The sequence below is a fragment of the Ruegeria sp. CDSC002 genome (assembly GCF_059610905.1).
Genome location: NZ_JBXWOM010000001.1, coordinates 534,248 through 548,709 on the forward strand (window position 1 = coordinate 534,248; position 14,462 = coordinate 548,709).

General features: G+C 57.6%; 15 protein-coding genes. 5 read left to right on the plus strand and 10 right to left on the minus strand.

The annotated features are described in order from the left end of the window. Positions 1 to 70: 70 nt before the first annotated feature. On the plus strand, positions 71 to 835 hold the full coding sequence (gene cobS, locus AC2FJE_RS02720; protein WP_496695104.1) for an adenosylcobinamide-GDP ribazoletransferase: 765 nt from the start codon (positions 71 to 73) through the stop codon (positions 833 to 835). Here cobS and AC2FJE_RS02725 read toward each other — a convergent pair. The 6 genes from AC2FJE_RS02725 to AC2FJE_RS02750 form a co-directional block, all read right to left on the minus strand. Next, a complete protein-coding gene (locus AC2FJE_RS02725; RefSeq protein ID WP_058277667.1) occupies positions 832 to 1,599 on the minus strand; it encodes a potassium channel family protein in 768 nt (255 codons plus the stop codon). The genes cobS and AC2FJE_RS02725 overlap by 4 nt on opposite strands. A 116-nt stretch (positions 1,600 to 1,715) precedes the next feature. Beyond that, positions 1,716 to 2,234, minus strand: a complete 519-nt coding sequence (locus AC2FJE_RS02730; RefSeq protein ID WP_058277666.1) for a CarD family transcriptional regulator — start codon at positions 2,232 to 2,234, stop codon at positions 1,716 to 1,718. A gap of 285 nt (positions 2,235 to 2,519) precedes the next feature. Continuing rightward, the gene (gene fdxA / locus AC2FJE_RS02735) at positions 2,520 to 2,858 is read right to left on the minus strand and encodes a ferredoxin FdxA (RefSeq protein ID WP_058273871.1); all 339 of its coding nucleotides are present in this window, start codon (positions 2,856 to 2,858) and stop codon (positions 2,520 to 2,522) included. A gap of 66 nt (positions 2,859 to 2,924) precedes the next feature. Continuing rightward, positions 2,925 to 3,290: an RNA-binding S4 domain-containing protein gene (locus AC2FJE_RS02740; protein ID WP_496753674.1), complete on the minus strand. Its 366-nt coding sequence runs from the start codon at positions 3,288 to 3,290 to the stop codon at positions 2,925 to 2,927. Positions 3,291 to 3,296: 6 nt separating this feature from the next. Continuing rightward, on the minus strand, positions 3,297 to 6,128 hold the full coding sequence (locus AC2FJE_RS02745; protein ID WP_496760609.1) for a helicase-related protein: 2,832 nt from the start codon (positions 6,126 to 6,128) through the stop codon (positions 3,297 to 3,299). 22 nt (positions 6,129 to 6,150) lie between these two features. After that, a complete protein-coding gene (locus tag AC2FJE_RS02750; RefSeq protein WP_282168524.1) occupies positions 6,151 to 6,720 on the minus strand; it encodes a tetratricopeptide repeat protein in 570 nt (189 codons plus the stop codon). 69 nt (positions 6,721 to 6,789) lie between these two features. On the opposite strand from AC2FJE_RS02750, the gene AC2FJE_RS02755 reads away from it, so the two are divergent. The 3 genes from AC2FJE_RS02755 (at position 6,790) to AC2FJE_RS02765 (ending at position 9,952) form a co-directional block, all read left to right on the plus strand. After that, the gene (locus AC2FJE_RS02755) at positions 6,790 to 7,080 is read left to right on the plus strand and encodes an SCP2 sterol-binding domain-containing protein (protein WP_058273875.1); all 291 of its coding nucleotides are present in this window, start codon (positions 6,790 to 6,792) and stop codon (positions 7,078 to 7,080) included. Next, positions 7,080 to 8,063 (plus strand): alpha/beta fold hydrolase, encoded by a 984-nt coding sequence (locus AC2FJE_RS02760; RefSeq protein ID WP_108858881.1) that lies wholly within the window; start codon positions 7,080 to 7,082, stop codon positions 8,061 to 8,063. The genes AC2FJE_RS02755 and AC2FJE_RS02760 overlap by 1 nt, the downstream gene beginning before the upstream one ends. A gap of 68 nt (positions 8,064 to 8,131) precedes the next feature. After that, entirely contained in the window at positions 8,132 to 9,952 is a 1,821-nt protein-coding gene (locus AC2FJE_RS02765; protein WP_496753670.1) for a M3 family oligoendopeptidase, read from the plus strand. Here AC2FJE_RS02765 and AC2FJE_RS02770 read toward each other — a convergent pair whose 3' ends face one another. From AC2FJE_RS02770 to AC2FJE_RS02780, 3 genes are read right to left on the minus strand one after another with little or no spacing between them, the layout of a single operon-like run. Beyond that, positions 9,953 to 10,840, minus strand: a complete 888-nt coding sequence (locus AC2FJE_RS02770; protein ID WP_496753668.1) for a DMT family transporter — start codon at positions 10,838 to 10,840, stop codon at positions 9,953 to 9,955. Between the two features lie 13 nt (positions 10,841 to 10,853). After that, on the minus strand, positions 10,854 to 11,123 hold the full coding sequence (locus AC2FJE_RS02775; RefSeq protein WP_108858884.1) for a DksA/TraR family C4-type zinc finger protein: 270 nt from the start codon (positions 11,121 to 11,123) through the stop codon (positions 10,854 to 10,856). Between the two features lie 58 nt (positions 11,124 to 11,181). After that, positions 11,182 to 12,156 carry a Gfo/Idh/MocA family protein gene (locus tag AC2FJE_RS02780; RefSeq protein ID WP_496753666.1) on the minus strand — a complete coding sequence of 325 codons (975 nt, stop codon included), beginning with the start codon at positions 12,154 to 12,156 and terminating at the stop codon, positions 11,182 to 11,184. 224 nt (positions 12,157 to 12,380) lie between these two features. Here AC2FJE_RS02780 and AC2FJE_RS02785 point away from each other — a divergent pair, with 224 nt between their 5' ends. Then, positions 12,381 to 13,451 (plus strand): fasciclin domain-containing protein, encoded by a 1,071-nt coding sequence (locus AC2FJE_RS02785; RefSeq protein ID WP_496760610.1) that lies wholly within the window; start codon positions 12,381 to 12,383, stop codon positions 13,449 to 13,451. Positions 13,452 to 13,492: 41 nt separating this feature from the next. On the opposite strand, the gene rpoH is transcribed toward AC2FJE_RS02785, so the two are convergent. Further along, complete coding sequence (gene rpoH / locus AC2FJE_RS02790; RefSeq protein ID WP_058273882.1) at positions 13,493 to 14,389, minus strand: RNA polymerase sigma factor RpoH; 897 nt, start codon at positions 14,387 to 14,389, stop codon at positions 13,493 to 13,495. Between the last annotated feature and the right edge of the window lie 73 nt (positions 14,390 to 14,462).

Here is a 14,462-nt window from a genome sequence, read left to right on the forward strand (position 1 = left end):
CGTTGCATCAGAGTGGTCCTGTGTGTTTAACCGAAGCGTCCGATCCAACAAGACCCCGAAAGGCGCGGGAGTGAACAAAAACGACACCAAACTGTTTTCCGCGTGGGATTTTCCGCTGTCGCTGGTCCTGTTGACGCGTCTGCCGTTGCCGCGCCTGCCGGAATACCTGTTTGCGCGGCAGGCCAATGCGGCCTGGGCTTTTCCCTTGGTGGGACTGGTCGTCGGGGCGTTGGCCTGTGCCGTCGGTTGGACGGCCGGTGCATTCGGCCTACCTGCATTCGCCAGCGCCGTAATACTTGTGGCGGTGCTGGTGATCGCCACTGGCGCGATGCATGAAGACGGGCTTGCGGACACGGTTGACGGATTTTGGGGCGGGTTCACCACCGAACGCCGCCTGGAAATCATGAAGGACAGCCATATTGGTGCTTACGGCGTTCTAACTCTAATCTTTACCCAACTGCTGCGCGTCGCGCTGATCGCGGCGCTTCTGTCGGCCAACGCATTTGCGGGTATTCTGGCGGCGTGCATCGTCTCACGCGCAGTCATGCCCATCCTCATGGCAGCTTTACCCAACGCCAGAAACAGCGGGTTGAGCCATTCGGTCGGCGGCCCAAAGGCCGAGACTGCGGCGACAGGCTTTGGCCTTGCAGTCATCTTATCGCTGCTGCTGATTGGACCAAGCACACTGATGGCAACGGTATTTTCCGCGCTGATTGTTGTAATCCTGGCACTCGTCGCCAAGACCAAAATCAAAGGGCAAACGGGCGATGTTCTGGGCACCTCGCAGCAACTGGCAGAGCTTGCGTTCCTTTTGGCATTGGTTGCAGCGATCTAAGTCGTCCCGCCTGTTTCGATCCTCAGGGTTTCGCCGCAATGCTTGCAGTGAACTGCGTCTGGATCGTGACGATACAGGCCACAGTTTGAGCATTTGTGACGCACTTTCTGCGGCATGAAAATCGCCTGCGCCAACCGGACAAACAACGCCACCCCGACGATCATGATGAAGACCGAAAACAGTTTCCCCCCCGGGGTCGCCAACGTGATGTCTCCGAATCCGGTGGTCGTCAGGGTTGCCATAGTGAAGTAAAGCGCATCGATATAGGCGTGCGGGCTGTTTTCTGGGATGAAGAACACCAGAACAGCGGTGGACGTGGCGAACACGAACACCAATAGGTTGATCGCCGCGATCACTGCGTCCTCATGCGTCCGGAAAAAATCGCTGTCCCGCCGCAGATCCCTTAGCAGGTGATAGGAATGGATCAGGCGTAGCGCTCGTAAGATACGCAGGAACGCCAGATTCCAAGGTAGAAACAGATCAAGAAACAGCGAGACGATCACAACAATGTCGGCCATCGTGTAGACTTGACGCAGCAGCTTCCAACGATCCTTCGAAATCCACATCCGCGCCGAGAAATCCAGCACAATGAAGAACCCAATGATCAGGCTGGCAACGGTGAATCCCGTGCCGTGTTCGCCATTTGCCGTGGCGACAAAGAAAACGATGGTGATCGCATCAAACAGGATTAAGCCATAGCGAAACCAGACGGAAATGGGGTCGTGGCCGATATATAGATATTTAACTGTCTGTTTTAGGTTCACTGTCTACGCGCCTCTTCTTGCTGGAAAATTAGCCATAAACTGAGCTTTCACCAAGCCATCAACGCGAAAAAGCCGCCCCCTTTCGGGAGCGGCCAGAAAATTGACTGGAGAAGCGATCAGGCAGCCGCGGCCGCGCGCGAGGTCAGAACCTCATCAATCTGCTTGGCCGCCGATACTTCACCTGCGCCGGACACAGCCGCGACTTCGCGGGTCAGGCGTTCCAGCGCGGCTTCGTACAGCTGACGTTCAGAATAGCTCTGCTCGCGCTGGTCATCAGTGCGGTGCAGATCGCGCACAACCTCGGCGATCGAGATCAGATCACCGGAATTGATCTTTTGTTCATATTCCTGCGCCCGGCGCGACCACATCGCACGTTTCACCTTGGCCTTACCCTTCAGGGTTCTCATCGCCTGGCTGATAACGTCAGGTGAGCTGAGGGACCGCAAGCCGGATTCGGTAACCTTGTTGGTCGGCACCCGCAGGGTCATCTTGTCTTTTTCAAAAGAAATGACGAACAGCTCGAGCGAGTATCCCGCGACTTCCTGCTCTTCGATCGAGATGATCTGGCCCACACCATGGGCGGGGTAGACAACATAATCGTTCGGGCGGAACTCAAGCTTTTTCGACTTAGACATACAGGTTCATCCTTGGTTACGAGAGAGAGGCAGAGACAACAAAAGACCCCAAACCGTGCCAACATCTGGCCCAGTCAGGCGGTAAGTTTGTCAAAAAATCAGAACTCCAAAGCGTACATACTTACGGAGTCATCCCCATCTCATTCATCATTCAGTTTCTGAGTATATCACAAAATTGCGACGCCCGAAAGTCCGGCTCCCACAATGGTGAAGAAACCCCAGACTTTTCAAAGCGATACAGCAGAAGACCGCTATTCAAACCACCCGGTTCAGTTACCGAATCGCTTAACCGCCTTCGCCGGGTGCTTCGGAGAAATACTTCTCCATTTTGCCCTCTTCGCCGTCACGCTCTTCCGCTTCAGGCAAGGGGTCTTTCTTGGTCACGATAACCGGCCACTGTTCCGAGAATTTTCGGTTGAACTCGACCCACTGTTCCATTCCAGGCTCAGTGTCGGGACGAATGGCGTCCGCAGGGCATTCAGGTTCACACACACCGCAGTCGATGCATTCGTCGGGGTGAATGACTAATGTGTTCTCACCTTCGTAAAAACAATCCACCGGACACACTTCGACGCAGTCGGTGTATTTGCAGCCAATGCAGTTTTCGGTGACGACATAGGTCATTGTGGGATTCCCATTCTCGGTTTGGGCGTCTAGCTAATTCAGTCTGGTCTTCTCTTCAAGGTAGGATCAACCATCCCGGGGGCGAGAAAGATCAAGCGCGCGCCTATCTTTCTTTGTTGGACGACCCTTTCCCTCAAATCCCGGATTCTTAGGAGGCACGTCCTTCTTTTCCGTCATATCGAAGTATAACGTTTGTGCCTCGGACGCCGGGCCACGCCTTTCCCCCAGTGCTTCGACGCGTACTACGCGCACGATACGGCCTTGGGGGAAGGTCAGAACGTCACCGGGCCCAATGGACTGTGCCGGCTTCAGAACCCGGTTTCCGTTCAATCGGACATGACCGCCGCTGACCTGTTTGGCGGCCAGGCTGCGGGTCTTGAAGAACCGCGCCTGCCACAACCACTTGTCGATCCGCAGCTTGGCCTCGGCCATCGCAGATCAGTTGCCGTCCTTCAAACCCATAAGCGCTGCTGCAAACGGGTTATCCGGATCGATCGCCTTTTCCTTCTTGGGCGGACGCGACGAGAAGGTCTTGCCACCTTGCGGTTTGCCACCCTTCTTGCCTTGCGGCTTGCCGCGACCATCCTGCGGTTTGCCGCGCGGCTTGCCTTTGCCCGGCCCCTGCCCTTGCCGCTGTTCACGACGCGGAGCGCGATTGGCTGGACGCTGACGACCCCAGGTGAAAGTGTAGAACACCTCAACTTCGGTCTCGTCTGAGGCGGGTTCGCTTGCTGGAGCCTCGGCTACCGCCTCGGTGCTTTCGGTGGCCTCGGCTGGCGCCTCGGCGGTCGCAACGACCTCTTCGGCTTCTGCCTCGGGCGCCGGGGTTTCTTCGGCAGCAGGCTGTTCCGTCACGTCAGTCGCGGGCTTTTCGGCTTCGACCGGTGCGGCTTTCACCTTTTCACGCTCACCGCGCTCGGCCTTATAGCCCAGCCCTTGCATCAGATCCGCGAACTGCTCAAGCGTCATGCCGGTGATCGACAACATATCGGGCTTGGCCTCGAAACCACCTCGGCTGTCTTCGGCACGCAGCATGTCTGCCAGACGTTCCAGCATGTCGATGCGGATCGAACGCTCACCGGCATCGCGATAACCGCACATGGTATCGTAGCCCTCAGGCGCACCTTTGGCGACCGGAACAGTGACCAGACCCGGAGGCGGCGCGTCAGGGAATTCCTGCAATCCACCGGCCAGCGCCCAAAGAACCAGACGCAGACGCGTCGGCGCGGGTTTAAGCAGCAGCGGCATGAAGATTGTGAACTGACCAAACCGGATGCCGTGCTTGCGCAGGGCACCACGGGCGTCCTGATCCAGATCTTTGACCTCTTGCGCGACACCTGCGCGGGGCAGAACGCCTAGCCCTTCAACCATGCGGAAGGCGAACCCTTTGGCCAGACCTGACAACTCGTCGTCGCGCGACAGGTTCAGCAGCGGCTCGAACAGGGCGGCAACCTTTCGGTCGATGAAATGTTGCAGACGGCGCTGCACTTTCTGTTCGACATCCGGGCCTGCGGCCTCATCCACAAAAACCTCGACCATCGGCCTGAGGGGTTCTGCCCCGGCAACCAACTTGCCAACAGCATACTCACCCCACATCAGGCCACCCTGATCGGTAAAATCAATTTCGGTATCGGGCGCGTTGTAGAAGCGGTCTGCACGCAGATGGAATTGCGGTGCGAGTGCTTGCAGAGAGGCCGATTTCAAAGCTTTCGCCTCGGTTCCCTGTGCGCTTTTGTCCGGGGTAAACCGGAACCCTTCCAGACGACCGACGAATTCTCCTTCGACGGTCACTTCACCCTTGTCATTTACTTCGGCCAAAAGGGCCTCCTTCTGTTTGAGCCGGCGCAACAACACTGACGTGCGCCGGTCCACAAATCTCTGAGTCAAACGATCATGCAGAGCGTCCGACAGCCTGTCTTCTACAATGCGCGTTTCCGCGCGCCAATGTGATTCGTCACGCACCCATCCGTTTCGTTGCGCAACATATGTCCAGGTGCGAATATATGCCAACCTTTTGGACAGTGCATCAATATCCCCATCTGTTTTGTCGATGCGGCGGATTTGCCGCGCCATGAACTCGTCAGGGATAGCGCCGCGTTCATGCAGATGACCATAGATCACCTCAAGCAGGCTGGCGTGTTCTGCGTGGCTGATACCGCGAAAATCGGGGATTCGACACACATCCCACAGCAATCGGACGGACGGCCCATCGCTGGCGCGGGCGATGACCTCGGCCTCCTGAGACAGCGATTTCAGAGCGTTCAGGTCGTCTGCGGGTCGGGCCTTGATCAGATGTTCGCTGTCCGGGCTGACTTCCAACGAGTCGATGAGGGCCTCAACCGAGCCAAACCGCAAAGCGGCATTCCGCCAATTCAGCTTTTTCATCGGCGTGAACCGGCTGTCCATGATCGCCTGCGCGACCCCGTCGTCCAGCGGAGGGGCCTCACCCGTCACGCCAAATGTACCATCGGACATCCCGCGCCCTGCCCGGCCTGCGATCTGGGCCAGTTCATTGGGGGCCAGGTGGCGCATCCTACGACCGTCGAATTTGGTCAGCGACGAAAACGCCACGTGGTTCACATCAAGATTCAAACCCATCCCAATGGCGTCAGTTGCAACGAGGTAGTCCACCTCACCGTTCTGATACAGCTCGACCTGCGCATTCCGGGTGCGCGGGCTGAGCGCGCCCATAACGACGGCCGCCCCGCCCTTTTGGCGGCGCAGCAGCTCGGCAATGGCGTAGACGTTATCGATCGAAAACCCGACAATGGCACTACGTGCGGGCATGCGGCTTATCTTTTTCGAGCCGGAATAAACCAGCTGAGACATTCGTTCACGGCGAATGAACTGCACTTCGGGCACCAGTGCCGCGATCGGACCGCGCAAAGTGTCAGAGCCCAGAAACAGCGTCTCGTTCGTTCCGCGCGAACGCAGCAGACGGTCGGTGAAAACATGACCACGCTCGGGATCTGCACACAGCTGGATTTCGTCGATGGCTACGAAATCTGCGCCCATACCTTCGGGCATCGCCTCAACAGTGCAGACCCAGTATTTAGCACGCGGCGGAACGATCCGCTCTTCACCCGTTACAAGGGCAACGACCGACGGCCCGCGGATCGCGACGATCTTGTCATAGACCTCGCGCGCCAGCAGACGCAGCGGCAAGCCGATCACACCTGTCCGGTGCCCCAGCATCCGCTCAATCGCGTAATGGGTTTTGCCTGTGTTGGTCGGGCCCAGTACGGCCACGATTCGGGATGACCCGCTCACCTTTGCCCCCTGCCCCAGCTTGTTAGAGGGCCGAGCCCTCGACCCGGGGCTTCAGTCGATTCACGGCATTGGTTACTTCTTCGTGATGGGGATGTATAGCTAAAGCACGCTCATAAGCGTCCAGCGCTTTGTCGGGTCGATCGACGATCTCAAAAATCAGTCCCAATCCGTAGATGGCCTCATAGTTGTTCGGGTTCAGCGTCAGGGCGTATTCCAGATCAGCCGCAGCCATACCGAAACGTTCGATCCCGAAAAAGGCCGATGCCCGCACGTGCCAGGCTTCGGCGAATTGCGGCGCGTGATCAGTCAGCGCAGTCAGATGCTGGATCGCGGCCAGCGAGTCGCCGTCCTCCAGCGCCTCGCGCCCGCGCTCAAGCAACAGATCCGCCGAGGCCGAGCCAGACTGTGCCCACAGCGCCTTGAGCTGACGATCTATGTTCATCGCCTGTTCGGGCGTTGCCTCCGACAGTTGCAGCAATAGTTGTTCCTCATCCTTTAAATCCGCCGTTTGGGCGAAAGAAGGAATGGAAAACGTGACTAGAAGCGCTGTTGCCGCGACGATACCTTTGAGATTGGTGCTTGCAATGCTCATAACAACGTTCAGTGTAGCGCTGCGCCCGCGGATGTCCATTCCCGGCGCACAAACATAGTGAGGAGAATCATGAGCGACACTCTGGAAAAAGCGGCAGCCGCGTTGAACGAAAAACTGTCGGGCGGCGATTTTACCGCGTCGGCAAAATTTGCCATCGCAGATCTGGGCTCAATTGTTCTGGACGCAAGCGGCGCGCGCGTCAGTGACGAGGAAACAGACGTCACCATGAACGCCGATGCGGATACGTTCGAACAAATACTCAGCGGTGAATTGAACCCCACCGGCGCGTTCATGTCAGGCAAGCTGACCGTGGACGGTGACATGGGCGTTGCCATGCAACTGGCATCGGCACTGGCCTGATGGACCTGTCGCCGGCCCCTTTCTTTGCAGACATGGCCGGCGTCCCCGCCGGTGGTCAGGCTCATTGGCTGAACACAGCGGACAACACACGCATTCGGGTGGGCCACTGGCTGCCCGAAGGCGATACCTGCGGCACGGTAATGATGTTTCCCGGCCGCACCGAATATATCGAAAAGTACGGCAATTGCGCGGCCGAGTTTACGGATCGCGGCTTTGCGTTTCTGGCTGTCGACTGGCGCGGCCAGGGCCTGGCCGACCGGTTACTGGATGACCCGCGCGTCGGGCATGTCGAGCAGTTCACGGACTATCAACAGGACGTTCAGGCCACGCTGGACCTGGCAACCGAACTGAACCTGCCGAAGCCTTGGTTCGTGATCGGACATTCCATGGGCGGGGCTATTGGTATGCGCGCGGCTTTGGAAAAGAACTGCTTTGCCGCCTGTGCCTTTACCGGGCCGATGTGGGGCATTTTCTTTACCCCGATCATGAAACCGCTCAGCCGTCTGACAGCCTATTGGGGGCCTAGGATCGGGTTGGGGGAAAAAACACCACCGACCACATCCTTGGAAAGCTATGTGGCCTCCCAACCGTTCGAGGGTAATGTACTGACCCGCGATCCGGACATGTTCCAGATGATGAAAGATCAACTGGCTGCACAGCCCGAGCTGGCGCTTGGCGCGCCTTCGACAATCTGGCTGCGCGAAGCGTTGGATGAATGCGTATGGTTGATGGACCAGACCGCACCGGATACGCCGTGTCTTACCTTTCTGGGCAGCCATGAACAGATTGTCGATCGCAAGGCTATCCGCGCCCGCATGGCGAACTGGCCGAGTGGCACTTTGGTCGAAATCCCGGATGGCGAGCACGAAGTTCTGATGGAAGCGCCCGACGTGCGCGGGCCGGTCTTTGACCAGTTGGCCGCTCATTTCAAAGCCGCGCAAACTGACGCGGTGCCGGAACCGGTTCTGTCTTCCGAAGTCTGATCACGCACCGCTTGTGATCCCCGTCTCGCGCGCCTAGATGTTGGCGAAAGCTATTATCGAGGTGATCCATGCGCGACCTTCCCTTTCCCGTCCGAGACGTAAATGCTGCCGGAGGTGCCGGCAATCTGGGCAACCTGCCGGAATGGGATCTGACCGATCTCTACACCTCAGAGGACGCGCCCGAACTGTCCCGCGATCTGGACTGGTTGGAAAAGGAATGCGCCTCGTTTGCCGAAGACTACGAGGGTAAGCTGGCTGATCTGGATGCTGCAGGTCTGCTGACCTGCGTCGAGCGCAATGAGAAGATCAATTCAATCGCCGGTCGCATCATGTCGTTTGCCGGCCTGCGCTACTATCAGCTGACCACAGATGCCGAGCGTGCCAAGTTCCTGTCCGACATGCAGGAAAAGATCACCATCTTCACCACCCCGCTGGTGTTCTTCACGCTTGAGATCAACCGCATCGACGATGATGTCCTGAAGGCGCATTTCGATGTGAATGCCGATCTGGCGCGGTACGAGCCTGTCTTCCGCCGAATCCGCGCGATGAAACCCTACCAACTATCTGACGAGCTTGAGAAATTCCTGCACGACCTCGGCGTAGTTGGCGACGCGTGGGAGCGTCTTTTTGACGAAACCATTGCCGGGCTGACTTTCACCGTAGATGGCGAAGAGCTAAACATTGAAGGCACCCTGAACTTTCTGACAGAGCAGGACCGCGCCAAACGCGAAGCAGCTGCGCGTGAGTTGGCCGCTGTGTTTCAGGACAACGTCAAAACCTTCGCTCGTGTCCACAACACACAGGCCAAGGAAAAGGAAATCGTAGATCGCTGGCGCAACATGCCGACCGCGCAAACCGGTCGCCACCTGTCCAATGACGTGGAACCCGAGGTCGTTGAGGCTCTGCGCGAGGCGGTTGTGGCCGCCTACCCCAAGCTCAGCCATCGCTACTACGAGCTGAAACGCAAATGGCTGGGCCTGGACAAAATGCAGGTTTGGGACCGCAACGCACCCCTGCCGATGGAAGACACGCGCATCGTTGATTGGGACGAAGCAGAGAAGACGGTCATGGACGCCTACACTGCCTTCGATCCCCGAATGGGTGAAATCGCGGCTCCGTTTTTCTCGAAGGGTTGGATCGACGCGGCCGTGAAGCCCGGTAAAGCTCCGGGCGCATTTGCGCACCCAACCGTCACCGAGGTTCACCCCTATGTGATGCTCAACTACCTCGGCAAACCGCGCGACGTGATGACACTGGCGCATGAGCTGGGGCACGGCGTCCACCAGGTACTGGCGGCCGATCAGGGCGAGATGCTGTCTTCGACCCCACTGACGTTGGCAGAAACGGCTTCGGTCTTTGGTGAAATGCTGACCTTCCGCAAGATGTTGGACAAGGCCGAAACCCCGGAACAACGCAAGGTGCTGCTGGCCGGTAAGGTCGAGGATATGATTAACACGGTCGTACGTCAGATCGCCTTTTACGACTTTGAATGCAAGCTGCATGCGGCCCGACGCGAGGGCGAGCTGACCCCGGATGACATCAACGCTTTGTGGATGAGCGTTCAGGCCGAAAGCCTTGGGCCCGCATTTGAATTCATGGATGGGTACGAGACCTTCTGGGCTTATATCCCGCACTTCGTCCATTCACCGTTCTACGTCTACGCCTATGCGTTCGGTGACGGTTTGGTGAACGCGCTATACTCGGTCTACGAAAGCGGTGCGGACGGGTTCGAAGACAAGTATTTCGAAATGTTGCGCGCTGGTGGGTCCAAACACCACAAGGAACTGCTGGCACCGTTCGGATTGGATGCAAGCGATCCCAAATTCTGGGACAAGGGTCTGTCGATGATTTCCGGCTTTATCGACGAGCTGGAAGCGATGGAAAACTAGTCACTTCTGGCTTTTGGTCGTCAGGAAAATGGCGACCACAATCAACACAGCCCCTAGGGCCGCGACCGGCGTGATTGCGGCCCCCAGAAACAGGGCTGAGTTGATGAACGTAAACACCACGGATGCGGCGAACATCAAGGTCGCAGTCAACGTCGAAACCCGCGCGGCGGCCTCGTACCAGAGGTAGTAGGCCAAAGCGGTTGGTAGCACCCCCAACAAAATCAGGAACACGACATCGTTGGCCGTTGGTATTTGCAGTGAAAATGCGGCCAGTGGGACCAAAAGCACACCCGAGCACAAGAATATCCCAAATAGGAAGTTCAGACGTTCTCCGGTCGTTTCAGAATTTCGCATCGCCCGGCTGCTCGAGATTAGGAAAACCGCCCAGCTTAGGCCTGCTCCGATTTCAAGCAAGTCTCCGAACAGGGGCTCTCCACCGCCTTGGAAATCCTGATAAACCGTTAGGAACACGCCGAAAATCGCCAATCCCGTGGCAAGTACGTCTGAGCGCGTAACGGGCGTGTCGGCAAAGAAATACAAGAAGATCAGCACAAAGAATGGCGCCGTGTTCTCAAGAACCATGGCATTGGCTGCACCGGTATGTTCAAGCCCGATGTGGAACAGGATGTAGTTGACCACAGTGGACAGAACGGCCAGCCGAAAGTTCCAATCATTCAACCGGATTGAAACAGCGACCCGCATCACGCGCAGCATGCAATAGATGGCGATGGCTGCGATGAACAGGCGCGTTACCGCAATTTGCAGCCCTCCCAGATCGCTGGTCAGGTAGCGGACTATGACGCTGTGCGTGCCCCACAGGAAAGCCGCAAGAAACCCAAGAACCAGCCCGTTTTGCAAGAGTGGCTGCTTCTCTTTGGTGTCGGGCATCCTTGTGCCCCGCTTACTTCAACTGACTGTCTTTAGAACCGCGCCGATTGATGCCGGAACGGCCCTTGAAGGCCCCGTCCCGATCCTGCTGGCAATCCAGGCAGAGTTTAACACCGGGAATGGCAGCTCGCCGCTTTTCTGGAATCGGCTCTTCACATTCGGCGCAATGGGTCCGGCTTTCCCCGACAGGCCGCTTTTGCGCCTGCATCCGGGCCAGTTCGTCCGTAATGGACGCTTCAATCTGTTCGCTCACCGCGCCATCACGCGCCCAACCGCCTGCCATGGTCTCCCTCCTGATCAGGTGACAGCCAGATTAGTCCAGCCGAGCGCTGCGTGGCAAGTCAGAGGGCGACCGCGCCCTCAAACACCCTGTCAATCATTGCCTGCGTTCCGCGCGAGAATTCCAACGGGCATGGGTAATCAGACCCGTCGCGGACTGATTGGCAAAACGCCTCGACCTGAAGCTTGTAGTGATCGTCGCCCGGGAACCGCGTGACCTGAACCTCAAGACCCGGACGATGCAGTTCCACCCGTGCCTCACCAAAAACACGCGCATTGAAAGGCGCGGTCAGGCGGATCACGCCACCCTCGCCATGGAACACCATTTCCTGATGCGGGTGCATCCGGATCGAGACGTAGCTTGAATAGGTAAAATCGGGGAATTGCGCGCGTATCTCGGTGAAGGCATCAATGCCATCTTCCCAGCGGATCGCGGATTGCACCGAAACTGGTTCTTGCCCAGTGGCGAACCGGGCGCTTCCAATCACGTAGACGCCGATATCGCGCAGCCCACCGCCACCGGTTTCGGCCCGGTTTCGGATGTTGCCGGTGTCCGCGCGGTTGTCAAAACTGAACGCGCCGGTCACATGCACAAGCTTTCCGATCGCCCCATCCGCGATCAGTTGCCGTACGAATTGCCACTGCGGGTGGTGCACGATCATGTACGCTTCGGCCGCCAGCAAACAGGTCTGATCCCTCTTTTCGATCAGCGCTTCAAACTCGGGCGCGGACATGGCCATGGGCTTTTCACACAGAACATGCTTGCCGGCATCCAGTGCCTTGAGGCTCCATTCGACATGCAGGTGGTTGGGCAGCGGGATATAGACCGCGTCGATTTTGGGATCCGCCAAAAGGGCGTCATAGCTGCCATAAACCGTCAGATCAGGGCAGTACTGCTGGAACGGCTCAGCCTTGGCTGCGTCCGACGTGGCAAGACCTGCCAACCGGGCCCCGTCCGCCGCGTGAATTGCCGGCGACATGAACTGTCGTGCGAATTTTGCGGCGCCCAGAACGCCCCATTGAACAGGTTGCTGCATACCGCCGCCTCATCCTTTGTTAGCTTGTGCCGTCTCTATCAGGGAATCGCTTTAAAGTCAGGGGGTTCGTGGTGTTTTCCGCCCATTAACGCACGCAAACCTGAGAATTTCTTGATCCGTTTCATTGTCTGCGCCGTAGCAACTATGTCACCGGGTAGTCGGCATTGTCCGTTCAAAGCACCCGGGATTGATGTTGTGACCAACTGGGTGGGAGATTGCCAGACATGCCAACACCGACAGAGACAATTACCGGAACCGTGTTGATGAGCGGAGCCGTCGGCTCGTTCGATGACAACAACGGAGATTTTGACATCCTGCGCGAGGCCGTTGTTGCCGCCGGCCTTGCTGGGGTACTGGATGACCCCGAGGCCAGCCTTACTGTATTCGCCCCGACCGACGCCGCCTTTATCGGACTTGCCCAGGCATTGGGCTATGCAGGTTCGGACGAAGCAGGCGCGTTGGGGCACATCGTCAAGGCGCTGACTCTGTTGGGCGGAGGGGATCCCATCCCCCTGCTGACAGAGGTTCTGAAATACCACGTGGTGAACGGGGAATTCGACCTGGCTGCCGTTGCCGGCTTGGGCGACGGCGCGCAGATCGAAACGTTGCAGGGTTCGTCAGTTGAATTGAACCTTCAAAGCGCCCCACCAAGTCTGGGCGATGCGGATGACGGCATCGCCGATCCGGGTATCATCCAAACCGATATTGAAGCCACAAACGGGATCATTCACGCCCTAAACGGAGTCCTTCTGCCTGTATCGGTTACGGACATTCTGGGTCAGAAGAACACCGATTTCATCCTCGGCGACGACTCGGACGAGTTCTACTTTACCGGGCGCGGTCAGGACTTCGTTCATGGTGGTGGCGGAAATGATGTCATCAATACTGGCCGAGGCAATGATGTCGCGCTTGGAGGCGCTGGACACGACGTGATCTTTGGCGGTCGTGGCAAAGACATTCTGCGCGGTGATGAAGGCGAAGATACGATATTCGGCGGCAGAGGGGCCGATGTGATCGACGGTGGAGCCGATGATGACATCATGTTCGGTGGACGTGGCAAAGACATGTTTGTCATTGAAAACGGGGATGGCGATGATTGGATCGTCGACTTCCGGGTCGGCAAGGACAAGATTGACTTGTCCGGCTACGAAGGCATCGCCGGGTTCGAAGATATCGAAGATGATATATCGGGTGGCTTCTTCCAGACCACGATCGATCTAGGTGACGGGGACAGTATTGTCCTGGCGGGCGTTGGGGCCGGACATCTGACCGAAGACAGCTTTATCTTCGTCTAAAGAAAATCAGCCCGCCATTGTGGCGGGCTGAACCAATTGGGTCAGACAGTACCCAGCATGCCCTTTTCACGGGCGAGTTCGCGCATCTTTTTCTGCAGCTTCTCGAAGGCACGAACCTCTATCTGTCGAATGCGCTCGCGGCTGACATTGTACTGCGTGCTGAGCTCTTCCAGCGTGACGGGCTGATCCATCAGACGGCGCTGAGTCAGGATGTCCTTTTCCCGGTCATTCAGGACATCCAGCGCAGCCGCCAGAAGCTCGCGGCGGGCGTCAAGCTCGTCGCGGGCTTCGTAATCGCCCGCCTGATCGGCATCTTCGTCCTCAAGCCAGTCCTGCCATTGCATGGTGCCTTCGCCCTCGGACCCGACGGTCGCGTTCAGCGAGGCATCACCACCAGACATCCGGCGGTTCATGCTGATGACTTCAGCTTCGGTCACGCCCAGATCAGTAGCGATCCGCTTGACGTTTTCAGGACGCAGGTCGCCTTCTTCCAGCGCACCAATACGGGCCTTGGCCTTGCGAAGGTTAAAGAACAGCTTTTTCTGCGCCGATGTAGTGCCCAACTTGACCATCGACCACGACCGAAGAACGTATTCCTGGATCGAGGCACGAATCCACCACATTGCATAGGTCGCCAGCCGGAAACCTTTTTCCGGGTCAAACTTTTTCACGGCCTGCATAAGGCCCACGTTAGCCTCGGAAATCACCTCGGCCTGTGGCAGGCCATAGCCGCGATAGCCCATAGCGATCTTGGCCGCCAATCGCAGGTGCGACGTGACCATCTTATGTGCAGCTTCAGTGTCTTGCTCTTCGACCCAACGCTTGGCGAGCATGTACTCTTCTTCCGGCTCAAGCAGCGGAAATTTGCGAATTTCCTGCATATAGCGGTTCAGGCCGCCCTCGGGCGTCGGCGCGGGGAGATTTGCGTAATTTGCCATGATTCATGTCCCTCCGACAAATGTTTACTTCGTTAACATGGGATATGGGAATAAGTCCCGATCCATTCAAGAG

Bases quoted from the DNA above. Each gene is read 5' to 3' on its own strand.
- AC2FJE_RS02750 (WP_282168524.1), bottom strand. From the start codon at position 6,720: ATGAGCATTGCAAGCACCAATCTCAAAGGTATCGTCGCGGCAACAGCG.
- AC2FJE_RS02765 (WP_496753670.1), top strand. From the start codon at position 8,132: ATGCGCGACCTTCCCTTTCCCGTCCGAGACGTAAATGCTGCCGGAGGT.
- AC2FJE_RS02770 (WP_496753668.1), bottom strand. From the start codon at position 10,840: ATGCCCGACACCAAAGAGAAGCAGCCACTCTTGCAAAACGGGCTGGTT.
- AC2FJE_RS02755 (WP_058273875.1), top strand. From the start codon at position 6,790: ATGAGCGACACTCTGGAAAAAGCGGCAGCCGCGTTGAACGAAAAACTG.
- AC2FJE_RS02740 (WP_496753674.1), bottom strand. From the start codon at position 3,290: ATGGCCGAGGCCAAGCTGCGGATCGACAAGTGGTTGTGGCAGGCGCGG.
- fdxA (WP_058273871.1), bottom strand. From the start codon at position 2,858: ATGACCTATGTCGTCACCGAAAACTGCATTGGCTGCAAATACACCGAC.
- rpoH (WP_058273882.1), bottom strand. From the start codon at position 14,389: ATGGCAAATTACGCAAATCTCCCCGCGCCGACGCCCGAGGGCGGCCTG.
- AC2FJE_RS02760 (WP_108858881.1), top strand. From the start codon at position 7,080: ATGGACCTGTCGCCGGCCCCTTTCTTTGCAGACATGGCCGGCGTCCCC.
- AC2FJE_RS02785 (WP_496760610.1), top strand. From the start codon at position 12,381: ATGCCAACACCGACAGAGACAATTACCGGAACCGTGTTGATGAGCGGA.
- AC2FJE_RS02730 (WP_058277666.1), bottom strand. From the start codon at position 2,234: ATGTCTAAGTCGAAAAAGCTTGAGTTCCGCCCGAACGATTATGTTGTC.
- AC2FJE_RS02775 (WP_108858884.1), bottom strand. From the start codon at position 11,123: ATGGCAGGCGGTTGGGCGCGTGATGGCGCGGTGAGCGAACAGATTGAA.
- AC2FJE_RS02780 (WP_496753666.1), bottom strand. From the start codon at position 12,156: ATGCAGCAACCTGTTCAATGGGGCGTTCTGGGCGCCGCAAAATTCGCA.